The sequence below is a fragment of the Haloplanus natans DSM 17983 genome, from assembly GCF_000427685.1.
GTDB lineage: Archaea > Halobacteriota > Halobacteria > Halobacteriales > Haloferacaceae > Haloplanus > Haloplanus natans.
Genome location: NZ_KE386573.1, coordinates 1,364,599 through 1,385,521, shown reverse-complemented (window position 1 = coordinate 1,385,521; position 20,923 = coordinate 1,364,599). Strand labels below are relative to the sequence as shown.

Here is a 20,923-nt window from a genome sequence, read left to right as displayed (position 1 = left end):
CCTCTCGAAGCCGTGTTCGACGGACTCCTCGCCGTCTCCTTCGGCAGTCCGTCCTCCTCTCACTCTGGGAGTACGACGTGTCACCCCTGCTGGCGGGCGCGGGCATCGCCGGCATCGCCGTCGGCTTCGCCGCCAAGGACACCGTCGCCAACTTCTTCGGGGTCGTCGAGCGAAGCTCGACCGCCAGTCGGATAGTCCGACGACGGGATCGCCCTCTACTTCGACGACACCTACAAACCGGGCGACTTCGTCGTCCTCGACTCCGGCGAGTCCGGGACGGTGGTGAAGGTGGGTGTCCGCTCGACGACGCTGCTGACCCGCGACGAGGTGCTCGTCACGGTGCCCAACTCCGTCCTGAACGCCACCCGCGTCACCAACGAGTCGGCGCCGGGCCGGCGACGGCGGGTCCGCGTCCCCATCGGCGTCGCCTACGGCACCGACATCGATGCGTTCGAGGATCTGCTGGTCGATATCGCGCTGTCGGAGTCGCTGGTGCTCGACGTCCCCGAGCCGCGGATACGGTTCCGGCGCTTCGGCGACTCGGCGCTGGAGTACGAACTCCTCTGTTGGGTTAACGGCCCGACTCGGGCGGCACGGGCCCGCCACGAACTCAACCGCGCCATCTACCACACCCTCGCGGACGCGGACATCGAGATTCCGTATCCACGAAGCGACGTGACGCACCGGTCGACACGCGAGGCGAACGCCGAAGCCGCCGACTGCGACGCCGTCGCTAGCGAGCGGTGAGAACGGAATGGAGGGAGTGTACGTTACCGTTTGCCCACGGTACGGGGACCGCATGGTCGGAGTGGCGGTCAGGGCGCCGCCGGGTGGCTCACTCTTCGACGACGACCGTTCCCTCCATCCCCGCCGCCTCGTGCGGGATACAGAAGTAGGCGTGTTCGCCCGCCGTCTCGAAGGTGTGGACGTAGGACTGGCCGGACTGGACGGCACCCTTGCCGTTCTCCCAGCCGGCCCGGGCGGCTTCCTCGGACTCGAAGCCGCCGGAGGCCCAGTAGGTCGCGCCGTCCGGAATCCCGTCGCCGTAGGCGCTGACGCTGTGGGCCTCGCCGCCGGCGTGTTTCCACGCGACTTTGTCGCCGACGGAGACGGCGAGTTCCGCCGGCTCGAACGCGACGGCCGTCATGTCGACGACGTGATCGGCGTCCTCGGGGACGCCGGAGACGACGTTGGGGCCGCCCTGGAGGTTCGACGAGCCACCACCGCTGCTTCCACCACCCGAGCCGCCCGCGGAGATTTCGGGCGCCTCGCTCGCGGCGCCGGCGACGGCGAAAGCCGCATTCCGGGTCGCCTGCGCGAACCGTTCGGCGGCCGAATCGACCCCCTCGCCGCTCTCCAGGGCGGAGACGTAGTTCGAGAGCGCCGACTCGAACGTCTCGTAGGTCTCCTGGTCGCCCTCCTCGACGGCCTCGTGGACGCGCGCGTTCTCGAAGGTGGCGAACACGTCGGCCATCAGAGGTGCGGCGTTCACATCGCCCCCGGTGCCGCCGTTCTCGACGACGGCGTAGACGGCCGCGGTCGCCTCGTCGGCGAACGTCGTCGCGGCGGCGTAGGCGTCGGCCGAGCCGGTCGTCGCCGACCGGAGCGCACCCAGCGCCTCCTCGAAGGCGTGGTAGCGCTCCTCGCTGGCCTCCTCGACGGCCTCGTGGAAGCCGTTGGCGCCGGCCTCGAAGTAGGCGAAGGCGTCGCTGGCGACGGTTTCGGCGCGGTCGGTCGCACCGACCGTCGCCAGGGCGCCCGCGTCGCCGGCGCGGCCGGTCATATAGCCCGCGGCGGCGGCGCTCGCGACGGGCGTCGATCCGGCCATCGCCTCGTACTCGACTAGCGCGTCCATCGCGCCCGTGACGTGTGTCTGCACCGCCTCGTCGTCGCCGTTCCGGAAGGCGTCCGGCAGGGCAGTCAGATGCTCCTCCTCGAACGTCCCGTACAGGTCCTCACTGGTCTCCTCTAAGGACTCGTGGAAGCCGGACTGGTTTTGCTCGAACAGGGCAAAGAGGTTCTCCGCGATGGTCGCGGCCACCTCCCCCTCGCCCTGCAGGTAGCGCTCGTGGGCGTCGGCGAGGCGGGCACGGAAGAAGCCGGACTGGAGGACGGCCGCGTTCTCGCCGGCCAGCGCGTCGATACCCGTCGTCAGACCGTTGTGGACGGTCGTGACGGCCTCGTCGACGCCGGCGTCGTCGCCGTCCTCGATGGCCGAAATGAGGGCTTCGAGCCCCTCGTGTTCGAACCGGTTGTACGCCTCCTCACTCGCGGATTCCAGCGCCTCGTGGGCGCGGGCGCCCTCGAAATGCTGGAAGATGGATTGCGCGGCGGTTTTCGCCGCCTCGGTCGCGCCGGCGTCGTAGAGCCACGCGGCGTCGCGGACGCGGACCCGGTAGCCGTTCAGGCCGGCGGCGTGGGCGAGTCCGACACCTGCTCCGCCGATGCCCGCAGCCATCTCGGCGTCGAAGCCGACGGTACCCATCAGCGAGAGGTGGGCAACACCGGCGACGGCGTCGGACGTGAGTTCGTAAGCCGCGTCGACGGCCCCTTGCGACGAGGCGAGGGCGGCCTCGTGGACCGCCGCAGCGTCGCCGGACTGGGCCGCCGAGACGGCCTCCTCCATGCCACCCTCGAAGGCCTCGTAATACTCCTGTCCCGCCGACTCGACGGTGTCGTGGACCGCCGCTTGCTCGAAGTCGCCGAAGACTTGCTGGCCCACCGTCGCCGCCGCATCGGTCATGCCGGCCGTCGCTAGCGCGTCCACGTCGCGGACGCGGGCGGCGTACACCATGATGGTGAACACCTGAGCCACCTCGCCCGAGGTGCGGCCGCGCTGGGCCGCGAGCAGGTTCGTCCCCGCCTCGGCGAGCGCCCCCATCGCCTCGTCGGTCGATCCCTCCTCGAAGCCGGTGCGGGCCGATCCGAGGTGTTCCTCGAAGGACTCGTAGGCCGACTCGCTGGTCGACTCCAACCCTTCGTGGGCGCCCCACTCGCCGCCCGCGTTCTCGAAGCGGGCGAACACGTCGCCGACGAGCGTCGCCGCCGCGGCGTTCCGACCGGCGTGGCCGAGCGCCATCGCGTCGTGGAGGCGGGCGCGCATCACGTTCCACTCGGCGGCGAGCGCCGTCGCAGCCGAGGCGTCGGACGGCGGTTCGGGCGTTTCCGTCGGCGCCGCCGTCCCGGCGTCCGTCTCCGTCGCCGTCGATTCGTCCGCGTCGGTCCCGCTCTGTCCACCACAACCGGCCAACCCGACGCCGCCGAGGGCGATGCCGGTTGTCTTGAGCAACCGTCGTCTGGTGTGTCGCATAGATTTTAGGCTGGCCTAAAAATACAAAATCCCTCCGATTTTTAGGCCTGCCAAAACAGACGAGCATCGCTAGCTGTTTAGGCCATCCTAAAAAATTGACCGGTGCTCGCGCGAACTGAGGTCGGTCAGTTCCGACGGACGCGCCCTGCCTCGTACGTCAGTACCGGTGGGTCGCCGACCCGTTCCGGCGACTCACCGCTAAAATCGACCGGATCGGAACGGCCGAAAGCGTCAGGGCGGCGGCGGGCGTGGACACGCTCGATGGCACAGGACGGCGGCGACGGACGGAGGCACACGCCGGGCGTCACCGCCGGGACCGGCGGACCCGACGGCGCGGCGGTGACGCCGAGCGATTCGCCTGGGGCGTCGAGCGGCGACGACCCCGACGCGCTCTGTTACGACGGCGAACGGGTCCTCGAGCGGGCACCCCTCGGCGCCGGCTGGGCGGCCGTCACCACACACCGGGTGCTGGCGTACAACCCGGCCGCCGACGGCCGGCGCTTCGAAGCGGTCGACCGCCCGAACGTGAGCGGCGTCTCCGTCGACGCCACGGGCGAGAGACGGCTCCTCGACTGGGGCTTACGTGCCGCCGTCTACGGGCTGGCGGGACTGGGCGGCGGCGTCGCGCTCCGGGCGATGGACCTCGGCGAGACGCTGTCGATGGGCGCCGAGGCGGGGGCGGGCGCCGCCCCCGTCGGGAGCGTCCTCGCGGTGACCGACACCCTCGCCGCCGCGCTCTCCCTCCTCACGACGCTGCTGCTGCTCGGCGGCATCGCCCTCGTCGTCGGATCGCTCGGCATCCTCGCTCGCTACCTCCGAACGCGCCGGCCGGCGCTCGTGGTCGACCGCTTCGGCGACGACCCGGTTCGGCTACCGGCGCCACGAGGGGACGGCGAGCGGGCGGCGAACGCGCTGTCGGCGGCGCTCGGTCGTGACTAGAAGACGGCGCCGCAGTCCGAACAGCCGTCCGCATCGAGGGCGACCTGTAACTTGCAGTTGCTACAGTAGCCCCGTGATCCGCTGCGGAGGATGCGCGCCGCGACCACGTCGTCGTCCGCGTCGAGGGGTTCGCCACACTCGGCACAGTAGTTCGGCTCCCCGTCGTGGTCGGTCGCACACGCGGGACAGCGCCGGAAGCGCTCGGAGTCGTCGTCGCCGTCGTCCTCGTGGGGCGGGTCGTCGATGATCAGCAGTGCCAGCAGGTAGACGACGACGCCGACGATACCCAAAAGAAACGTGACGAGGCCCCAGACGAAGCCGGAGCGGCCGCGACTGCTGGCGTGGATTCCGACGGCTACGGCGACGGTGATCCAGAAGAGGGCGACGACCAGAAGGAGGGCGTGGCTGGACATGGCTGGGGAGACGAACACGCGGACTGATACTGTTTATTGTAACTGGTTACCGATGGGTCGCCAAGACGGTCCGGCGACCAACCGGTAATGACTTACAATAAACACTATGAAAGCTCTTGTGCCGACCGACAATATATCCCCGCCGATGGCGTAGGGGGGGTCGATGGAAGTTCGGCGGTTCCTCCGCGGTCGGATCGACGACGACCGCCTCGACCGGGTGATCGAGGAGATCGCGGCGCGATACGACCGCGAGGACCCGTCGGTCCGCTGTCTCGACGCCGACAACTGGCTCTCGACGCCGCTCGTCCTCGACGAGGATCTGTTCGTGAAGGTGATCTCGAAGCAGAACTCGCTGGTCCACGCGCTGATCACCACCGGCCGCAACATCGGCGTCTTCTCCGCCGGCACCGAGGGCTTCTTCGAGCATTTCGGGACGCCGTACGGCATGGCGAAACACGAACTCGAAGCGACCGAACGGATGCGCGAGGTCGGCCTGAACGCACCCGAACCGCTCGAAGCGCTCGAAATCGACGGTCTCGGCGTGGTCGTTCTGGAGTATCTCCCCGAGTTCCGGCCGCTCGACGAACTGGACCGGGAGGCCGAACGCGAACTCGCCCCCCGTCTGTTCGAAGCGCTCCGGGCGATGCACGATCACGGCCTCGCACACGGTGATCTCCGTGCCGAGAACGTCCTCATCCTCGACGACGAACTCTACTTCATCGACGCGACGAACGTCGGCTCGGAGAGCCGCAACGACGCGTGGTCGTACGACGCCGCCTGCGGTCTGGCGGCGCTCGAACCCCTCATCGGCGCGGCGGCGACCGTCGACGCCGCGGCGACGGTGTACACGGCCGACGAACTCCTCGCGGCGCGTGAGTTCCTGGATTTCGTCAACATCCGCCCGGATCACGACTTCGACGCCGCGGCGCTCAAGGGCGAAATCGAGAAACGCGCCGCGTGAGGAAGGACCGTCGGACCTGGCGTTCGGCGAGTCGTGAGTCGACGGGACGAAGAGGGCCCGAATCGACCTGCCGGGCGAAAGGTGATCCGGGCCGAAGCCGGGGCGAGCGACGGCGAGTGGAGTTTTGAGTGCCGATTCTCGACGAGAAAAGCGTCGATGCGTCGGCACACACAGCTTACGCTCTCTGATTTATAAAGCCACCGACCCCGGCCGATCCCGTGTCACGGGCTGTCGTGTGGCGGTGGCGACCGACACAGCGTCTCGTAGTGTTTATTATCCCGGTGGGTCGCCGACCCGTTCTGGCGACCCATCGGTGAGGACTTGCAGTGATCACTATCAGTCCCGCCGGTCGCGCAGGGCGGGGAACTCCTCGCGGACCGCCTCGATCCGGTCGGGGTCGAGGTCCGCGACGACGAGCGTCGGGTCGTCGCCCGCGCTCGCGAGCGTCGTCCCCCACGGGTCGTAGACGGTTGAGCGGCCAAGGAGCGTCGCGTCCTCGAACTCGGCGGCGCCGTTCGTCGCCGCGACGTACGCGAGGTTCTCGATGGCGCGGGCACGGGCCAGCGTCTCCCAGTGTTCGACGCGGGGGTACGGCCACGCGCTCGGGACGCAGACGAGTGTCGCCCCACGGTCGGCGAGCCGGCGGTAGAGTTCGGGAAAGCGGAGGTCGTAACACGTCGACATGCCGACGGTGAATCCTTCGAAGTCGACGGTCTGGAGACGTTCACCGGCCGTGAGCAGGCGCGCCTCGGCCGAATCGTAGCCGAAGAGGTGGTGTTTGCGGTAGACGGCGCGCTGGCGACCGTCGCGGTCGTAGAAGACACAGGTGTTCGCATAGCCCTCGTCGGTCGGCACGTCGACGCCGGCGTCGGCGCTGGCTTCCAGGTCCTCAACGTGGCTACCCGCCAACAACCCGACGCCGTGGTCGGCTGCCATCTCAGAGAGGCGGGCAAACGTCGGGCCGTCGAGCCCCTCCGCGGCACGGGCGTACGACTCGAAGGCGAAGAAACCGACCGTGAACAGTTCGGGGAGGACGACCAAGTCGGCACCACGGACTGTGGCGTCGGCGACGGCCGTCGCCGCGCGGTCGAGGTTGTCGGACACGTCGCCGGCGGTCTGGTCGAGTTGGGCGAGTGCGAGTTTCATGCCGGCAGTTCGAGATCACGGCGGAGCGCCGATTCGAGGTTGTCGAGTTCGGTATCGAGGCGTTTCTTGAAGAACCGCTCGACGCCGGGCAACCGGCCGTCGACGACGAACTCGTTGTGGAGCCGACAGCCCATCTCGGTGTCCTCGATCCGGTGCTCGCCGGTGACACGCATCACCGAGGACTTGCCCACGAACTTCACGTACCGGGGCTCCTCGCGCTCGATGTCCTCGGTTTCGACGGTCGCCGTGCGGTCGACGAGGGGTAACTGGAGGTCGATCTGCCACGTCGCGGCGTTGCCGTCGACCTCGTAGTCGCGGACGACGCTGATGGCGTCGGCACGCTTACCGGGGTCGGAGATGAACTCCCAGACGCGTTCGGCCGGTGCCTCGAACTCGAACGCCCGCCGGACACGTACAGTCATACCGTGTGGTCCCGTCGAATCGTAAAAAAGCCGTGGGATCGCACGTCGCCGGAGCGGCCGCCCACGGACGGCATGGAGCCGATTTCGACGGTTGCGATTCCCCCGGTCACCCCTGTGTGACACGCCAGGTCGTCGACCGAGCGCGTCCCCACTTCTCGATTTCGACGTCTTCGGACTTCTCGGCCAGGTGAGGGAGACGAGAACCGACCTGTTTGGCCGTCAATCCGATTGCGTCGGCGATGTTCTTCGCGCGGAAGTAACGTTCACCCCGGGAGACGCTGTCGTGGAGGTACGCGAGAATTCGCCGTTCCTCTTCGGTCAGTGAGGTCATCGTTCACGCTCCGTAGGTGATTCAGCGTCTTAACTCTTTCAAGCCCGATCGGCGAAGCGGTCGGATGGCGAGTCGGCGGTCGGTCTCACCTGCTCTCCACGGCGGGCGACCGTGTCCGTTCACCGGCGGTTCGCCGAGATAGTCCGGCGCCCCACCGACACTGACTCCGGACACCCCGTGTCATACCGTTTATTGTAACTGTTTACCGGTGGTTCGCCGACCCGTCCTGGCGAACTACCGGTACTGACTTACAACGAGCACTATCAGGCGTATGCCTGCACGGCGACGACCGATCCCAGCGCGGCCACCATCGCGAGCGCGAAGCCGGCGGCTTTCGCCAACTGCCCGGGCGCGGCGAGCATCACCATCGCACCCACAACGGCGAGAATACCGAACAGCACGCCGAAGCCCACACCCTTGTCCGTTCCAACCGCGTCGAGTGCCATGTACGGCAGATCCGAGGGAGCCCACTTAGCCCCTTCGACTGTCGACGGGGCGACGACCAAGATATAAGCGACGGGGACCGTACGCCCGGTATGGACTTCAGCCTCTCCGCCGAGCAGGCGCAGATCCGAGACATGGTGGCCGAGTTCGTCGACGAGGAGATCGTTCCCGTCGCCGGCGACATCGACGAAGCCGACGAGTTCCCGCACGATCTGATCGACGAGATGGCCACGCTCGGCCTCATGGGTATGCCCTTCGACGAGGAGTACGGGGGCGCCGGGCTCGACTACCACGCCTACGCCGCCGCGCTCGCGGAGATCAGTCGGGGAAGCGGCGGCCTCGGGACCGTCGTCGCGGCCCACACCAGCCTCGCGGGCGGGATGTTAGACGCGTTCGCCGACGACGCGCAGAAAGAACGGTTTCTGACGCCGCTGAACGAGGGGACGGACATCGGCGCGTTCGCGCTCTCCGAGGCCGGCGCGGGCAGCGACGTGCCCGCGATGGAGACGACCGCCGTCCGGGACGGCGACGACTACGTCGTCGACGGCGAGAAACTCTGGATCTCCAACGGCTCGGTCGCCGACACCGTGGTGCTGTTCGCCAAGACCGACCCCGACGCGGGCCGGAAGGGTATCTCCTCTTTTATCATCCGCCCCGACGAGGACGACGGTTTCCACGTCGAGGGGACGGAGGACAAACTGGGAGATAAGGGCTGTCCGACCGCGGAGCTTCGGTTTTCGAACCTCCGCGTCCCGGCGGACCGACGGCTCGGCGAGGAGGGCGACGGCTTCGTCCAGGCGCTGAAGACGCTCAACGCCGGCCGCATCACCATCGCGGCCCGGGGCGTCGGCGTCGCACAGGCGGCCCTCGACGAGGCCGCCGCCTACGCGACCGAGCGCGAGCAGTTCGGGCAGGCCATCGGCGACTTCCAGGCCATCGGGCACAAACTCGCGGATATGGACACGAAGGTGGAGGCGGCGCGCCTGCTGATGCATTACGCCGCCGACCGGAAGATGCGGGGAAAGCGGTTCGTCAAGGAAGCGGCACAGGCCAAACTCTACGCCAGCGAAGTGAGTCGGGAAGTGGCCAACGAGGCGATCCAGATCCACGGCGGCTACGGCTACACGAAGGACTTCCCGGTCGAGCGGTTCTACCGCGACGCCAAACTCAACGAGATCTACGAGGGCACGAGCGAGATACTGCGCAACACCATCGCGGACGAGGTCCGGTGACACGAACCGGAACGTTCGACTCCCCGGCGTCCCGAAGGGGTCGTATGAACGACTCCGGAGACGAGACGACGGAGAACGGCGTCACCGCACGCTACTACGAGACCGGCGAGGAACGCGTCCTCGCGTTCGAGCGCGACGGCCGGACGGCGGCGCTCGCCCAGAACAGCGAGGGGTACGCGATGGTGACCGTCCGACCCGCGGCCGACGGCGACGAACTGGAGAAGTACTACGGGTTCGACATGGCGCTCGACCACGCGGCCGAACGCCTCGGGGTTCGCGTCGGCGACCTGCCGATCCCGGAGGCGGCCCGTGATATGGGGATGTGAGCGTCGGTCGGGGGCGAACGGGGACCGGTCGGAACGATCCGGCGACCTGCCGGTACTGGACCATCATAACCCGTCTCACAGTGTTTACTGTACCTGTGTCCCGGTGGTTCGCCAGAACGGGTCGACGAACCACCGACGATGACGTACATCGGTATCAGTCCCAATAAAATCGCGGTCCGAGAAACAGGTAGGCGAGTGCGAGAAAGAGGAGGGCGAAGGCAAAGACCTCGCCGGGGCGCCCACGGAGGAGGATGGCGAGCACCTGCACCACACCCATCACGAGTGCGTCCTGTGGGTGGAGGTCGGGGTACGTGATCTGGGTCACCATCAGCCCCGCGAGCAGGCCGGAGAGCGCAACGAGGAAGCCGGGTCCGACGAAACCGGCGAGGACGCCCGCCGAGAGGACCGTCGCCGCGAGCGTCGACGGCACGCCTTTGGTCTCCGAGGCGTCGCTGTCGTAGGCGGTGTAGAGGCCGAGACGGGTGACCGCCATCGCGACGTAGACGGCCGGGAGAAGCAAGGCGAGGACGTAGGCGAGCGGATCGTTCCCGAACGACCACATATCCGTCGCCCGCGAGGCGACGAGGAGGGCGGGGGCGACGCCGAAGGAGGCCACGTCCGCGAGCGAGTCGAGGTAGGGGCCGGCGAGCGTTCCGCCGCGCTTGCGGGCGATGACGCCGTCGAGACCGTCCATGACGGCCGCCAGCAGGACGATTCTGGCGGCGAGGCCGGCGTCACGGGTGGCGACGAACGCCGCCAGAAAGCCGAGCATCGCGTTGCCGACGGTGACGGCGTCCGCGAGACCGAGTCGCCCCACGAACCGCGGTTGCATAGTCGCTCACTCTGCCACCGGGAATTTACGTCTTTATATCGCCCGTTTCTACGGCTGGACGGTCGGTCCCGTCCCCGTGGTCGGCGCCGGCCGGTGCAACGATCCGTATCGACTGCCGAACCAGACCACATTTATCCGTCGGCCCCTGAGACCCACATATGCGCAGACGTCGGGTACTCACGGCGCTGGGAACGGCGTTCGCCACGGTGGGAGCCGGCTGTACCGCCGTCGGATCGCTCGGCGGCGTCGACGGCGACGTGGGCATGACCGCGGTGGCGTTCGAACCCGCGACGATCACCGTCGCCGTGGGCGACGAAGTCGTCTGGTACAACAACAGCGCCCGCGCACACTCCATCACCGCCTACGAGGACGGCATCCCCGCGGACGCGGCGTACTTCGCCACCGGCGGCTACGACTCCGAAGCCGCCGCCCGCGAGGCGTGGGACGGCATGAACGGCGCCATCACCAACGGCCAGCGGTACGCCCACACCTTCGAGGTGCCCGGCACCTACAACTACTTCTGTATCCCCCACGAGCGAGGCGGGATGGTCGGAACGGTCGTCGTCGAGGAGTGAGCTACGCGGTCGGGAGTTCGATCGCGACGGTCGTCCCGTCGTCGTCGGAGTGAACGTCGATCCGGCCGCTCGACGCCCGGACGATCCAGTTCGTGAGCCACAAGCCGAGCCCGGTGCTGTGGGCGAGCGGCGTCTCGTCGGCCGTCCGGAGCACCTGTCGCTCGACCGGCGGCAACCCCGGACCGTCGTCGGCGATACGGACCACGAGTCGGTCTGCGTCGGCCGCGGGAGGGACAAGATCGACCGACACGCTCGGGTTGGCGTCGTTGTGTTCGACCGCGTTTTCGAAGACGTTCTCGACGGCGTACGGGAGCAGTTCGTGACCGACGACCGGCGCCCGCTCCGGGAGCGACAGCCACAGGTCGACCTCGGGATCGGTCCGGCGGAGCCGGTCGACGCAGTCGGTCACGACGTCGACGAGGTCGAACCGAACCGTCTCCGCACGCTCGGGGTCGGCGACTCGCTCGATGCGACGTGCGGTGTCGCTCAGTTCGAGGATCGCATCGAGACGCTCACGGACGATCCGAAGGCTCGGATCGTCGTCCGGGAGCCGTTCGGCGAGGCGGTCGAGGTGGCCGGTCGCGACGTTTACGTCGTTGCGGACGTTGTGGCGCAACACCCGATTGAGCACGGAGAGTTGCTGGCGGCGGCCCAGCCGTTCGGTCACGTCGAGGACGACGAACGTCGCCCCGGCGGGCCGGTCACGCCCGTCGTCGAGCGGGGCGGCCCAGACCCGCGTATCGAGGAGGGAGCCGTCGGGGCGGCGATGGCGCGTCTCGACGCCGTCGACCCCCTCCCCCGCACGAAGGCGGTCGAAACACGACTCGAAGGTGACCGTATCGGTACCCTCGGCCCACACAGTGTGGAAGGGCCGCCCCAGCATCGACGAGCGGTCGCGACCGAACGTCCGTTCGGCCGCGGGGTTCCACAGCTGGACCGTCCCCTCGGCATCGACGGCGCAGATGGGAACCGGCGTGGCGTCGACGACCGTCGCGAACCGATCCACCAACCCCTCGACGGCCGCAGTGAGCACGTTCACCTGTTGCTCGCTGTCCAGGTAGTGATCGAGCGCGTCGAGCAACTCGACAAACAGCGTCCGCGAGAGATACTCGCGATCCGACACCACTCCCTCGTCCGCCGCGGCGTACGTCTCCACGACTGCCCGCCTGACCTCGTCGTGTCCGCGCCGGGTGAGCGCACGGAACACCGCGCCGGCGACCTGGTCGGTCGATCCCTCCATTTTAGGTTGGCCTAAAATAGGTGTGGTGATAAGCCTTCGGCTCGGGATCGAACGGCAAAAAAGTCGGATTCGGACTCAGTCCTCGTCGACGGCGACGTCCTCTTCGTCCACGTCGACGGCGGCCTCTTCCTCGGCGGCGACCTCTTCGGGTCGCGCTTCGAGGGTGAGTTTCTGGATTTCGACCCGGCGGAGCGGGTAGACCGTCTTCGCGTCGCCGTAGATGGCCGAGGAGAGTCGGCCCTCGACGGCACTCTCGACGAAAGACTGGAAGTCGCGTTCGGCGGCGGCGTCCTCGATGATGTCGATCATGATGCGACGGATGGCCTGCTCCTGACTGCGGTCGGCCTTCTTCGTCGTGAACGCGACGGGCTGGATGCGGACGCGGTAGTCGTCCGTCGTCAGCACCGTGATCGTCGCGTCGACTTTCGAGGCGCCACGGCGCACGAGACTCCGCAAGTAGTCCCGCGTGAGTTCGTGCTTGACGAACTCGGTGTACGCCGAGTCCGACCCCACGTCCGTGATCTTGAACGTGAGTTTGGTGTTGTTCGCCCCGGCGTCGTCGGTGAGTTCGCCGAGGGTCGTTTCGATCGTTCGTCCGATTATCTTGTCCGGTTCATCGGCAACCGTCTGGCCGAGTTCCGCCCGGTCGTACTGCTCCGGGGCGAAGATCGTATACCAGCGCTTGCCGCGTTTCTGCTTGGATACTGAGCGTTCACTCATGGTTGGGTCTGTGTCCGCGTGCCGTTCGTGTGACGGTCGCCGCGACCGTCAGGTTCACCACGTAGTCGTCCACGGTCGACTGCAAGCCGCCCACGGTGTCGCGTTCGATCGTCGTACGGACGACGTCGTCCGTCACGTCCGTCGACATCGACGGCGTGTTGTCCGGCCGGAGTGCGGCCGCAATCGTCGTCGCGTCGTCGTGGGTCGTCTCGATGCAAGCGCGTTTCATAGCGCCTCCCTGAACGCCGTGCTGAACCTCGATACATCTATTCCGTCGAACCGCGCCGTCGCCTGCCGAGCGTCGCCGGCGCTCGATCCGTCCGCGTCGACCGACCGCACCGCTTCGCGCATCGCGTCGCCGAGGCGTGCGTCGTCGACGCTCGCGGCCGCCGCCGCGTCGTTGCCGACGGCCAAGACGACCGGCTCCGGCGACCGATAATCCCGATGGAGCCGCGCGACCGTCCCGAGTCGGCCGGGGTCGTCCGACTCGACGCGGGCAACGAGGACGCCGTCGTACCGGCCCGTCGTCGCCGCGGTCACAGCCCCGTGGGCCGCCCGCGCGTGATCGCGCCACGCGTCGAGGACCGCCGTCCGCAGGCCGTCGTCGTCGCGGATAGCGAGGGCGACACCCGTCCCCGGCCGCTCGCGTGCGACCGCGTCGAGAGCGTCGCCGAAGCCTTCGATCGACGCGAACGGCGCCTCGGGCGTCGCGTGCGGGCGAAGTGCCCACTCGACTGCCTCGGCGGCCCGCGCCGACGACGCCGTCGCCTCGATGGCTAGCCACGACGCGAGCCGTCGCCGGTCCTCGTCGCTCGGGGTCGACGGGATACCGAGCGCCGACAGCGCCGCTGCCGCCGCCTCGGGGTCGTCCGAAACCGGCGCGTGGACGAGCGTCGAGTGTGTCACCCCGTCCGCGAGCTCCGCCGTCGGCGTCGCTACGCCAGGGCGACGGTCGACGGTCGTGCGCTCGCGGGCCGCATCGAGCAGCGTCGCCGCATCACCCGCATCCAGCGGCCGACCCGCCGACGCTACGCCGGCGAGTGCCAGCATCGGGTCGGGCGCGACGCCGAGTTCGCGCGCCACCGCGGCCGCGACGAGACTGGCCGCCTCGGCGCCTGCAAGCGCGATATCGCCGCCCGCCGCGCCGACGCCGACGACGAGGTCGTCGCCCTCGCCGGGCGCCGGATCGGGCACCGGATCGACGCGCACCTGAAAGGGGATCGATAACTCCCTGCACGCCCGCGCGAGAACGCCGCTGGCGGCCAGCGAATCGCCGTCGGCGGCCGCGACGACCCGAACGAACGGGGCCTCGCGGAGCACGGCGGCGATGTCGCTCGCGGCGACGGCGTCCGCCGGCGTTGCGGGCGCGGTCGACATCTTATTCCAGCAGTTCGACGGCCACGTCGTAGCTGTACCTGAAGTCCTCGTCGAGCGCGTCGCCGCGGTAGTAGCTGACCAGGCGACGGATCTTCGACTCCGTGTTCTGGAGCGCGCGCTTGTTCTGGTGGTCCTGTGGGTTCGTCTCCATGTGCCGGCGCAGGCGAATCGCCCGCTCCATCAGATTCCGGAGGTCCGCCGGCAGGTCGCCGTCGGCGTCGTGCTCCTCGAGAATCTCCGTGAGCTTCTTCCCCGTTGCCAACTTCACGTCGGGGATCGGCGTGCCCTTCACGCCCTCGTCACGGAGCTTCATCCCGATGACGCTCGGGTCGTGGCCCTGCTCGGCGAGTTCGACCACGCGCTCCTCGATGTCTGCCTCGTCTACGTCGCTCCACTCCGGGGGTTCGTCTGCCACCGGCTTGTCCGATCCGGACGAGCCACGGCGGCGGGTGTGCATTCGTGCCATAGATGATTGGAACTGCACGGACCGCAGAAGCGTATGTGCACCTGATCGGTACACGCACTCCCGCAATCCCAAGCCCGAAGGCGAGTCGGATTTGCGGTCGCGCCGTTCCCGTCGAACCGTTCGGGAATCGAGCACTAAACCGTTTCGAAGGCCTCGAGGCCGGTGTGACCGCCCCGCATACGGACGAGTCGAAGCCCTTATTATTCGGACCGCGGTACGATTCGTTGCGACGCGGGCTCGTAGATCAGGGGTAGATCACTCCCTTGGCATGGGAGAGGCCCCGGGTTCAAATCCCGGCGAGTCCATCGGAACGACCGAGCCGTGGCGAGGGAGTGAGAATGGTCGAGGCGGGATTTTAATCAGGGAAGTCGCAGCGCCGAGCGGCGCGAGGCGACCGTCCTCCCGTGGTTCAGAATCCCGGCGAGTCTTGGCGGTTGGTGTTTCCATCGTTCCCGGACAAGACTCATAGTAACCAAATTGTGGGTGAAGACAGCCAATCGATCGGTCCGGCCGTTCCGGCTTGTCGGCCCGCTTCAACTCTTGGTGACGAACGAATCCTACGGGTTTGAGTACGTCGAGGACGAGTCGTCGGACGGCGGGCATAGCTCGGAGTGAGAGCGGCACGGGCTATAAACATCGGGACGTTGTCACACCGTGGCGAGGAGCGCCCACGCTTTAGCACCCCCGGATCGACTGTGGACCTGATGCTCGTCGAGGCCGCGCTCTTTCTCGGGGGATTGGCGGCGCTCGTGTTGGGTGCCGACCGGGCAGTGACTGGAGCGGGGGATCTGGCGCTTTACTACGGCGTCTCACCCTTTTTCATCGGCGTGACGCTCGTGTCGATCGGCACGTCGGTCCCGGAGATGGTCACGTCGGTCTACGCCGCCTACTACAGCGCGGGCGACCTCGTCGTCGGCAACATCGTCGGCTCGGAGACGGCCCAGATCACCATCGCCATCGCCATCGTCGTCGCGATGGCGCCGACCAGCCAGGGGTTCGAGTGCAACGAGAGTTCGTAGCGCGACTGGATCACTTCGATGCAAACCACCTCAACGACGACGAGGATGAGCGCGACGATGCCGTAGCCGATCCGTTTGCCGAGGCGGTCAACCTCCGCCTGGAACGGCGTCGGCTCGTCCGGTGCCGAGCGAATCTGGGTCGCGATGCTCCCGACTTCGGTGTCCATCCCCGTCCGCACCGCGACGGCCCGCGCCCGGCCCTCGACGGCCGGGGTGTTCATGTAGACCATGTCGGCCCGTTCGGCCAGTGGCGTCTCGGCGGCGACCGACTCGGCCGATTTCGCGACGCCCGTGCTCTCGCCGGTGAGGACCGACTCGTCCATCCGTAGCTCCGTCGTCTCGACGAGACGGGCGTCGGCCGGAACCGAATCCCCCGCTTCGAGCACGGGGATATCTCCGGGAACGACGGCCGTCGCGTCGACGACGGTCGGGTCGCACTCCCGCAGAACGGTCGCCTCGGGCGACGACAGTTCGCGGAGCGCGGCGATGGATTTCTCGGCCTGGTAGTCCTGGACGAACCCGAAGACGCCGTTGGCGAGGAGGATGAGGAGAATCAGCGTCGCGTCGGCGTAGTCGGGGTCGTACCCCGGAAGTAGTCCGATCCCGAGCGACAGAGCGGCGGTAAGGAGGAGCAGGTAGATGAGGAAATCCTGAAACTGCGCGAGGAGGATTCGGAACGGCGACAACTCGTTGCTCGCGGTGATCTCGTTGGGCCCGTAGGCGTCGAGGCGGTCACGGGCCTCGTCGGTGTCGAGTCCCGCGACGTCCGTCTCCAGACGCTCGACCGCCTCCTCGGCGGACAGGGTGTGCCAGTCCACGTCGCCGTCGACATCATCGCCTGACGAGGCGCTCATGGCTCGACGTGAGGGCGCCGGACGGGTCGGACGACGGCTTCCCCCATTCCGTCGCATATCCGTCGGTAGGGCAAATAAAGCCACGCGCCGCAGGGGCGGCGGTTACGACTCGGAGTCGGCCTTGACGATCATCACGTCCCGGTCGGTCGCGGCCCTGACGTGCCGGCCCACGCCGGAGAAGTGTTCCTCGTGGTCGCCGCGTTCGCCGATGACGATGGTGTCCGCGTCCACCTCGTCGGCGTACTCGACGATGATCTCGTCCGGGATGCCGTGGCGGGTGTCCCCCTCGACCGTCACTGGTCGACCCTCTGCCATCCCGACCACCTCGTCGACGGACACGACCGCGTGATCCTCCGCGTAGATGGTCGCGAGTTCGGCCGAACTGAGAGCGGGGTCGTCGAAGCGTCGCTCGTCGACGACGCAGACGACGTGGAGCGTGGCGTTACGGTCCTCGGCGAGGTCAAGCGCCTCACGGGCGGCCTGTCGTGCGTCCGTGCTCCCGTCCGTCGCCAGTAAGATCGGTCCCATATCCACCCTACAGCCGCACACCAATTAACTATTTGTCATTCTTCCCGTGGGTCCGGCACGTTGACGTGACTCAGGTGCGATGCCGACGTATGAGCCGAGCCGATCGAACCGTGATCCTCGGCGGCACGTTCACGCCGATCCACAACGGGCATCGTGCCCTCCTACACGACGCGTTCCAGACGGCCAGCCACGACGGCCCCGGCGACGGACACGTGATCGTCGGCCTCACCGCGACGGAACTGGCAAAGCGGACGCGGAGCGACCCCACTCACGCCGACCTCCTCGGCCCCTTCGAGGAGCGGCGGGCGGCCCTCGACGCCGAACTCGACGAGACGGCCGGGGCCTACACGGCCACCTACGAAATCGTCGAGTTGACGGACGAACGCGGCCCGGCCGCGACACGGGCGGACGTGGACGCCCTCGTCGTCTCACCGGAGGCGAAGGCGCAGCATCGCGCCCACGAACTCAACCGGGCACGGCAGGCGGACGGCCTCCGACCCCTCGAAATCCACACTCCGCCCTTCGTCGTCGCCGAGGACGGCGACCGAATCAGCAGCACCCGGATTCGAAACGGCGAAATCGACGAACACGGGCGCCTCCTCGACTAACCGGACAAGACGGATCGTCGTCCGTCAGTACCGGCGGTCCGTCTCGTAGTGTGTATCGTACCTGTGTGCCGGTGGTTCGCCCACCCGTGCCGACGAACCACCAGCGATGACGTATATCACTATCGGGCGGTCGCGTTCGTCCGAGGACGGGCCTCGTAGACGACCTGAACCGTCGCCGTCACGGAGACCGGCCCGGATTCGATGTCGGACGGGGACGCGCCGGTCGGGACGGGCGTCTCCGTCATCGCCGCCCCGGCGTCGACGGGACGGGGCGCGCCGCTCCGTGCCGTCCGAATCACCTGCACCCCGGTGACGGTGAGGTTCGCGTCGGTCGCGAGGGCGCGTGCCTTCGACCGGGCGTCGGCCATCGCGGCGCTCCGGGCCCGCCGTTCGAGGGTCCGGCGGCACTCGGTCGAGAGGGTAAAGGACACGTCGGCGGCTTCGGTGGCGCCGTTGCGGACAGCGGTGTCGATCACTTCGCCGACGCGGTCGGGGTCGGCGACCGTGATCTCGAAGTCGTGGGGCGCGCGGTCTGAACGCGGGGGTCGACACCGTCCTCACGCGGACGCCGCCGATCCCGGTAGATGTCGTAGCGTTCCGTGGTGATTCGATCGTCGTCGATGCCGATGTCGTCGAGCGCCGCTCGCATAGGCGAGGTTTTCGCGGCGAGACGACGCCGGGCAGTCGCGGCGTCGGCACCGACGGCCTCGACGGCGACCCGGACGACCGCCTGATTCGGTTCGGCGTCCGCGCTGCCGCTGCCGGCGACGTGGATGGTGCTCTCCGTCTCGGATGCTGGCGTGCGCTCCACCGGCGTTTCCGTGGTCGCTCCCGGGGAGTCGGTGCCGGCCGAACAGCCGGCGGCTACGAGCAACAGTGCGAGGCCGATGGCGGCGAGTGCGTGTCTGTGTCGGCGCATGGCCGCTCCGTCGGCGGCCGCGAGTAAATCACTCGTGAAGGCACAGACGGCCGTTTGAGACATCGATGGCGGGAGATTGATACCCCTGGAACGGGTCGGCGTAGGATATGCATACGGAGGCGGGCCGGACCCCGGGTGGGCCGGTACGGGTCGGCGCCGTTCGCGACGACGAGCGATCGAACGGAGGATGGGCCGATGGCCGCTGAGACGAGCCTGCTCGAAGTCGGCGTGATGTTCGCGGCCATCGGCGCCGTTGGCTTACTCGCCGCCCGACTCGACCTCTCGCCCATCCCGTTCTACATCCTCGCGGGCATCGGCCTGAACGAGTTCGTCCTCGGGGCCGCCGGCCTCCCCGCCGTGTCGGCGAGCGAGTTCGTCGGCATCGGCGCCGAACTCGGCATCGTCTTCCTCCTGTTCTTTCTCGGACTGGAGTTCAACCTGGAGCGCCTGCTGGCCGACAAGGAACGCATCGGACGCGCGGGGGTGATCGACCTCGTCGTCAACTTCGGGGTCGGACTCGCCCTCGGCGTCTACCTGTTCGGCGACCCCCTGCCCGCACTCCTGCTCGCCGGCGTCGTCTACATCTCCTCCAGCGCCATCATCACGAAATCGCTGCTCGATCTTGGGTGGATCGCCAACCCCGAGAGCAGCCCCCTGCTCGGCACCCTCGTCTTCGAGGACCTCGTCGTCGCCGTCTACCTCGCCGTCGTCGTCGCGCTGGTCTCGGGTGGCGGCGACGTGTGGTCGGCGGCCCGCGCCATCGGCGTCGCCTTCGCCTTCATCGCCTTCCTCCTCGTCCTCGTCGCCGCGGGGACGACGCTGTTCGAACGCCTCCTCGACACCCCCTCTACGGAGTATTTCATCCTCCGGGCCGTCGGGGTGACGGTCCTGCTCGCGGGCGCGGCCCTCGCCGTCGGCGTCAGCGAGGCCGTCGCCGCCTTCTTCGTCGGCATGGCGTTCAGTTCGACGGAGTATGTCCACGACCTAGAGACCGCGCTCTCCTCGATTCGGGACGTCTTCGCCGCGGTCTTTTTTTTCTGGATCGGCGTCGTCACCGACCCGTTCGTGGTCGTCGAGGCTACAGGCGTCATCCTGTTGTTGGTCGTCGTCACGGCCCCAACCAAGCTTCTCAGCGGCTTCCTCGGCGGCCGAACGTACGACCTCGACGACCGCCGCTCGCTTCGGGTCGGGCTGGCGATGGTCACCCGTGGCGAGTTCTCGCTCATCATCGCCGCGGTGGCGCTCTCGGCGGCCGGCGGGACGCTCGCCCCCGAGACGGCCCGCACCATCTACGCCGCCGCCGTGGGTTACGTCCTCGTCATGAGCGCGCTGGGGACGACGCTGATGGGGGCGTCCGGATGGTTCGAGCGGTTCGTGACCGTCTGATGGACGACACGCTTAACCCGAAACCGCGAGGAGTTGGGGTATGCGGGTGTACGAGTCGGAGGTGCCCGGCGTTGGCCGGAAGTTCGAACTCGAACTCACGGGGGAGCGAAGCGTGGTGGTGGTCGTCCACCACGACGGCCGGTGCGAACTCTTCCGCCGGGACGGCTCCGACGCCGATGGCGAGAAAATCCTGGATCTGAAAGGCGAACAGGCCAACCGACTGGGCTCGATTCTCGAAGGTGCGTACTTCGAGTCGGTCGACGTGGACTCACTGTCGGTGCCCCTCGGGGACGCCATCATCGAGTGGGTCGAAGTGGTGCCCGACTCGCCGGTCGCCGGCAAGACCCTCGGGGACTCACGGGTGCGAACGGAGACTGGCACCTCGATCATCGCGATCCAGCGTGGCGAGGAGACCATCTCGAACCCGGCACCGGAGACGGCGCTCGAACCCGGCGACCTGCTGGTGGCGGTCGGGACGCGGGAGGAACAGGCCGAACTCGACGCGCTGGTCGAACCGGAGTAGACCCTTTTTATCCGTCGCGGCCGACCGTCGGAGTATGGCACACGCACTCGTCAACTACGACGACGTCGATCCGGTCGGTGACGGGCTTCACTTCCTGCGCGACGCCCTGGACTGTGCGAACCTCGGCGTGTCGGTGCTGGACGTGGAAGCAGGCTGGAGCGGTATGGCTCACGACCACGCCGATGACGGGGAGGAGGAGGTGTACGTCCTCGTCGAGGGAGCGGCGACCATCACGGTCGAGGACGAAACGGTGTCGATGGCGGCCGGCGACGCCCTGCGCGTCGACCCCGATGCGACCCGACGGATCGACGCCGAGGCCGACTCGCTGTTCGTCATCGCCGGCGCGCCGTGA

Annotated in this window: 25 protein-coding genes, 1 tRNA gene and 2 pseudogenes; 12 read left to right on the top strand and 16 right to left on the bottom strand. The window is 68.1% G+C overall.

The annotated features are described in order from the left end of the window. Window positions 1-53: 53 nt before the first annotated feature. A pseudogene (locus HALNA_RS09270) lies at window positions 54-747 on the top strand (mechanosensitive ion channel family protein); the annotation flags it as partial. Between the two features lie 88 nt (window positions 748-835). On the opposite strand, the gene HALNA_RS09265 reads toward HALNA_RS09270, so the two are convergent. Continuing rightward, on the bottom strand, window positions 836-3,310 hold the full coding sequence (locus HALNA_RS09265) for a DUF5059 domain-containing protein (RefSeq protein ID WP_049936097.1): 2,475 nt from the start codon (window positions 3,308-3,310) through the stop codon (window positions 836-838). A 261-nt stretch (window positions 3,311-3,571) separates the two neighbouring features. Here HALNA_RS09265 and HALNA_RS09260 point away from each other — a divergent pair, with 261 nt between their 5' ends. Further along, window positions 3,572-4,249, top strand: coding sequence for a hypothetical protein (locus tag HALNA_RS09260; RefSeq protein ID WP_049936096.1), 678 nt, complete (start codon window positions 3,572-3,574; stop codon window positions 4,247-4,249). On the opposite strand, the gene HALNA_RS09255 is transcribed toward HALNA_RS09260, so the two are convergent. Beyond that, window positions 4,246-4,662, bottom strand: a complete 417-nt coding sequence (locus HALNA_RS09255; RefSeq protein ID WP_049936095.1) for a double zinc ribbon domain-containing protein — start codon at window positions 4,660-4,662, stop codon at window positions 4,246-4,248. The two genes, HALNA_RS09260 and HALNA_RS09255, sit on opposite strands and share 4 nt — an antisense overlap. 163 nt (window positions 4,663-4,825) lie before the next feature. Here HALNA_RS09255 and HALNA_RS09250 point away from each other — a divergent pair, with 163 nt between their 5' ends. Further along, window positions 4,826-5,623 carry an RIO1 family regulatory kinase/ATPase domain-containing protein gene (locus HALNA_RS09250; protein WP_049936094.1) on the top strand — a complete coding sequence of 266 codons (798 nt, stop codon included), beginning with the start codon at window positions 4,826-4,828 and terminating at the stop codon, window positions 5,621-5,623. 336 nt (window positions 5,624-5,959) lie between these two features. Here the strand turns inward: HALNA_RS09250 and HALNA_RS09245 are convergent, their stop codons facing one another. The 4 genes from HALNA_RS09245 to HALNA_RS09230 all read right to left on the bottom strand — a co-directional run bounded on the left by HALNA_RS09245 (window position 5,960) and on the right by HALNA_RS09230 (window position 7,968). Further along, on the bottom strand, window positions 5,960-6,769 hold the full coding sequence (locus HALNA_RS09245; RefSeq protein ID WP_049936093.1) for a carbon-nitrogen family hydrolase: 810 nt from the start codon (window positions 6,767-6,769) through the stop codon (window positions 5,960-5,962). Next, the gene (locus tag HALNA_RS09240; protein ID WP_049936092.1) at window positions 6,766-7,191 is read right to left on the bottom strand and encodes an SRPBCC family protein; all 426 of its coding nucleotides are present in this window, start codon (window positions 7,189-7,191) and stop codon (window positions 6,766-6,768) included. Before HALNA_RS09240 ends, HALNA_RS09245 begins: the two co-directional genes overlap by 4 nt. Before the next feature lie 106 nt (window positions 7,192-7,297). Next, complete coding sequence (locus HALNA_RS09235) at window positions 7,298-7,522, bottom strand: DUF7123 family protein (protein WP_049936091.1); 225 nt, start codon at window positions 7,520-7,522, stop codon at window positions 7,298-7,300. A gap of 263 nt (window positions 7,523-7,785) precedes the next feature. Next, window positions 7,786-7,968 carry a DUF7525 family protein gene (locus HALNA_RS09230; RefSeq protein WP_049936090.1) on the bottom strand — a complete coding sequence of 61 codons (183 nt, stop codon included), beginning with the start codon at window positions 7,966-7,968 and terminating at the stop codon, window positions 7,786-7,788. Window positions 7,969-8,058: 90 nt separating this feature from the next. On the opposite strand from HALNA_RS09230, the gene HALNA_RS09225 reads away from it, so the two are divergent. Continuing rightward, on the top strand, window positions 8,059-9,198 hold the full coding sequence (locus tag HALNA_RS09225; protein WP_049936089.1) for an acyl-CoA dehydrogenase family protein: 1,140 nt from the start codon (window positions 8,059-8,061) through the stop codon (window positions 9,196-9,198). Between the two features lie 44 nt (window positions 9,199-9,242). Beyond that, window positions 9,243-9,524, top strand: coding sequence for a DUF7111 family protein (locus tag HALNA_RS09220; RefSeq protein ID WP_049936088.1), 282 nt, complete (start codon window positions 9,243-9,245; stop codon window positions 9,522-9,524). Between the two features lie 154 nt (window positions 9,525-9,678). Here HALNA_RS09220 and HALNA_RS09215 read toward each other — a convergent pair whose 3' ends face one another. Beyond that, entirely contained in the window at window positions 9,679-10,356 is a 678-nt protein-coding gene (locus HALNA_RS09215) for a protein sorting system archaetidylserine synthase (protein WP_049936087.1), read from the bottom strand. A gap of 158 nt (window positions 10,357-10,514) precedes the next feature. On the opposite strand from HALNA_RS09215, the gene HALNA_RS09210 reads away from it, so the two are divergent. Then, complete coding sequence (locus tag HALNA_RS09210; protein ID WP_049936086.1) at window positions 10,515-10,931, top strand: cupredoxin domain-containing protein; 417 nt, start codon at window positions 10,515-10,517, stop codon at window positions 10,929-10,931. A gap of 1 nt (window position 10,932) precedes the next feature. On the opposite strand, the gene HALNA_RS09205 is transcribed toward HALNA_RS09210, so the two are convergent. The 5 genes from HALNA_RS09205 to HALNA_RS09185 form a co-directional block, all read right to left on the bottom strand. Then, the gene (locus tag HALNA_RS09205; protein WP_049936085.1) at window positions 10,933-12,171 is read right to left on the bottom strand and encodes a PAS domain S-box protein; all 1,239 of its coding nucleotides are present in this window, start codon (window positions 12,169-12,171) and stop codon (window positions 10,933-10,935) included. Between the two features lie 75 nt (window positions 12,172-12,246). Next, window positions 12,247-12,891, bottom strand: a complete 645-nt coding sequence (locus HALNA_RS09200; RefSeq protein WP_049936084.1) for a 30S ribosomal protein S3ae — start codon at window positions 12,889-12,891, stop codon at window positions 12,247-12,249. Continuing rightward, a complete protein-coding gene (locus tag HALNA_RS09195) occupies window positions 12,884-13,120 on the bottom strand; it encodes a KEOPS complex subunit Pcc1 (RefSeq protein ID WP_049936083.1) in 237 nt (78 codons plus the stop codon). The genes HALNA_RS09200 and HALNA_RS09195 overlap by 8 nt, the downstream gene beginning before the upstream one ends. Next, window positions 13,117-14,268, bottom strand: a complete 1,152-nt coding sequence (locus HALNA_RS09190) for a hypothetical protein (protein WP_049936082.1) — start codon at window positions 14,266-14,268, stop codon at window positions 13,117-13,119. Before HALNA_RS09190 ends, HALNA_RS09195 begins: the two co-directional genes overlap by 4 nt. 1 nt (window position 14,269) lies before the next feature. Continuing rightward, window positions 14,270-14,734: a 30S ribosomal protein S15 gene (locus tag HALNA_RS09185; protein WP_049936081.1), complete on the bottom strand. Its 465-nt coding sequence runs from the start codon at window positions 14,732-14,734 to the stop codon at window positions 14,270-14,272. Between the two features lie 233 nt (window positions 14,735-14,967). On the opposite strand from HALNA_RS09185, the gene HALNA_RS09180 reads away from it, so the two are divergent. Beyond that, window positions 14,968-15,039: transfer RNA gene (locus HALNA_RS09180), tRNA-Ala, on the top strand. A gap of 399 nt (window positions 15,040-15,438) precedes the next feature. Then, window positions 15,439-15,657, top strand: a pseudogene (locus tag HALNA_RS21165) (sodium:calcium antiporter); the annotation flags it as partial. Here the strand turns inward: HALNA_RS21165 and HALNA_RS09175 are convergent. Together HALNA_RS09175 and HALNA_RS09170 are read right to left on the bottom strand one after the other, a co-directional pair. Further along, window positions 15,624-16,607: a P-type ATPase gene (locus HALNA_RS09175; RefSeq protein WP_049936080.1), complete on the bottom strand. Its 984-nt coding sequence runs from the start codon at window positions 16,605-16,607 to the stop codon at window positions 15,624-15,626. The pseudogene HALNA_RS21165 and the gene HALNA_RS09175 sit on opposite strands and share 34 nt — an antisense overlap. A 102-nt stretch (window positions 16,608-16,709) precedes the next feature. Beyond that, on the bottom strand, window positions 16,710-17,135 hold the full coding sequence (locus HALNA_RS09170; RefSeq protein ID WP_049936079.1) for a universal stress protein: 426 nt from the start codon (window positions 17,133-17,135) through the stop codon (window positions 16,710-16,712). 89 nt (window positions 17,136-17,224) lie between these two features. On the opposite strand from HALNA_RS09170, the gene HALNA_RS09165 reads away from it, so the two are divergent. Beyond that, window positions 17,225-17,743 (top strand): phosphopantetheine adenylyltransferase, encoded by a 519-nt coding sequence (locus tag HALNA_RS09165; RefSeq protein WP_049936078.1) that lies wholly within the window; start codon window positions 17,225-17,227, stop codon window positions 17,741-17,743. A 119-nt stretch (window positions 17,744-17,862) separates the two neighbouring features. On the opposite strand, the gene HALNA_RS21370 is transcribed toward HALNA_RS09165, so the two are convergent. Together HALNA_RS21370 and HALNA_RS21365 are read right to left on the bottom strand one after the other, a co-directional pair. After that, complete coding sequence (locus tag HALNA_RS21370) at window positions 17,863-18,219, bottom strand: SIMPL domain-containing protein (protein ID WP_049936077.1); 357 nt, start codon at window positions 18,217-18,219, stop codon at window positions 17,863-17,865. Continuing rightward, window positions 18,216-18,662: an SIMPL domain-containing protein gene (locus HALNA_RS21365; RefSeq protein ID WP_049936076.1), complete on the bottom strand. Its 447-nt coding sequence runs from the start codon at window positions 18,660-18,662 to the stop codon at window positions 18,216-18,218. The genes HALNA_RS21370 and HALNA_RS21365 overlap by 4 nt, the downstream gene beginning before the upstream one ends. A 195-nt stretch (window positions 18,663-18,857) precedes the next feature. Between HALNA_RS21365 and HALNA_RS09150 the strand changes: the two genes are divergently transcribed. Genes HALNA_RS09150 through HALNA_RS09140 form a run of 3 tightly spaced genes read left to right on the top strand, consistent with a single transcriptional unit; the run spans window position 18,858 to window position 20,923 of the window. Then, entirely contained in the window at window positions 18,858-20,048 is a 1,191-nt protein-coding gene (locus HALNA_RS09150; protein ID WP_049938023.1) for a cation:proton antiporter, read from the top strand. A gap of 40 nt (window positions 20,049-20,088) precedes the next feature. Continuing rightward, entirely contained in the window at window positions 20,089-20,571 is a 483-nt protein-coding gene (locus HALNA_RS09145) for a cation:proton antiporter regulatory subunit (protein ID WP_049936075.1), read from the top strand. Window positions 20,572-20,605: 34 nt separating this feature from the next. Beyond that, window positions 20,606-20,923 carry a cupin domain-containing protein gene (locus HALNA_RS09140; protein ID WP_049936074.1) on the top strand — a complete coding sequence of 106 codons (318 nt, stop codon included), beginning with the start codon at window positions 20,606-20,608 and terminating at the stop codon, window positions 20,921-20,923.

What these genes read in the sequence shown, in the direction of transcription:
- HALNA_RS09265 (WP_049936097.1), bottom strand. Translation starts at nt 3,310, where the DNA reads ATGCGACACACCAGACGACGGTTGCTCAAGACAACCGGCATCGCCCTC.
- HALNA_RS09260 (WP_049936096.1), top strand. Translation starts at nt 3,572, where the DNA reads ATGGCACAGGACGGCGGCGACGGACGGAGGCACACGCCGGGCGTCACC.
- HALNA_RS09255 (WP_049936095.1), bottom strand. Translation starts at nt 4,662, where the DNA reads ATGTCCAGCCACGCCCTCCTTCTGGTCGTCGCCCTCTTCTGGATCACC.
- HALNA_RS09250 (WP_049936094.1), top strand. Translation starts at nt 4,826, where the DNA reads ATGGAAGTTCGGCGGTTCCTCCGCGGTCGGATCGACGACGACCGCCTC.
- HALNA_RS09245 (WP_049936093.1), bottom strand. Translation starts at nt 6,769, where the DNA reads ATGAAACTCGCACTCGCCCAACTCGACCAGACCGCCGGCGACGTGTCC.
- HALNA_RS09240 (WP_049936092.1), bottom strand. Translation starts at nt 7,191, where the DNA reads ATGACTGTACGTGTCCGGCGGGCGTTCGAGTTCGAGGCACCGGCCGAA.
- HALNA_RS09235 (WP_049936091.1), bottom strand. Translation starts at nt 7,522, where the DNA reads ATGACCTCACTGACCGAAGAGGAACGGCGAATTCTCGCGTACCTCCAC.
- HALNA_RS09230 (WP_049936090.1), bottom strand. Translation starts at nt 7,968, where the DNA reads ATGGCACTCGACGCGGTTGGAACGGACAAGGGTGTGGGCTTCGGCGTG.
- HALNA_RS09225 (WP_049936089.1), top strand. Translation starts at nt 8,059, where the DNA reads ATGGACTTCAGCCTCTCCGCCGAGCAGGCGCAGATCCGAGACATGGTG.
- HALNA_RS09220 (WP_049936088.1), top strand. Translation starts at nt 9,243, where the DNA reads ATGAACGACTCCGGAGACGAGACGACGGAGAACGGCGTCACCGCACGC.
- HALNA_RS09215 (WP_049936087.1), bottom strand. Translation starts at nt 10,356, where the DNA reads ATGCAACCGCGGTTCGTGGGGCGACTCGGTCTCGCGGACGCCGTCACC.
- HALNA_RS09210 (WP_049936086.1), top strand. Translation starts at nt 10,515, where the DNA reads ATGCGCAGACGTCGGGTACTCACGGCGCTGGGAACGGCGTTCGCCACG.
- HALNA_RS09205 (WP_049936085.1), bottom strand. Translation starts at nt 12,171, where the DNA reads ATGGAGGGATCGACCGACCAGGTCGCCGGCGCGGTGTTCCGTGCGCTC.
- HALNA_RS09200 (WP_049936084.1), bottom strand. Translation starts at nt 12,891, where the DNA reads ATGAGTGAACGCTCAGTATCCAAGCAGAAACGCGGCAAGCGCTGGTAT.
- HALNA_RS09195 (WP_049936083.1), bottom strand. Translation starts at nt 13,120, where the DNA reads ATGAAACGCGCTTGCATCGAGACGACCCACGACGACGCGACGACGATT.
- HALNA_RS09190 (WP_049936082.1), bottom strand. Translation starts at nt 14,268, where the DNA reads ATGTCGACCGCGCCCGCAACGCCGGCGGACGCCGTCGCCGCGAGCGAC.
- HALNA_RS09185 (WP_049936081.1), bottom strand. Translation starts at nt 14,734, where the DNA reads ATGGCACGAATGCACACCCGCCGCCGTGGCTCGTCCGGATCGGACAAG.
- HALNA_RS09175 (WP_049936080.1), bottom strand. Translation starts at nt 16,607, where the DNA reads ATGAGCGCCTCGTCAGGCGATGATGTCGACGGCGACGTGGACTGGCAC.
- HALNA_RS09170 (WP_049936079.1), bottom strand. Translation starts at nt 17,135, where the DNA reads ATGGGACCGATCTTACTGGCGACGGACGGGAGCACGGACGCACGACAG.
- HALNA_RS09165 (WP_049936078.1), top strand. Translation starts at nt 17,225, where the DNA reads ATGAGCCGAGCCGATCGAACCGTGATCCTCGGCGGCACGTTCACGCCG.
- HALNA_RS21365 (WP_049936076.1), bottom strand. Translation starts at nt 18,662, where the DNA reads ATGCGCCGACACAGACACGCACTCGCCGCCATCGGCCTCGCACTGTTG.
- HALNA_RS09150 (WP_049938023.1), top strand. Translation starts at nt 18,858, where the DNA reads ATGGCCGCTGAGACGAGCCTGCTCGAAGTCGGCGTGATGTTCGCGGCC.
- HALNA_RS09145 (WP_049936075.1), top strand. Translation starts at nt 20,089, where the DNA reads ATGCGGGTGTACGAGTCGGAGGTGCCCGGCGTTGGCCGGAAGTTCGAA.
- HALNA_RS09140 (WP_049936074.1), top strand. Translation starts at nt 20,606, where the DNA reads ATGGCACACGCACTCGTCAACTACGACGACGTCGATCCGGTCGGTGAC.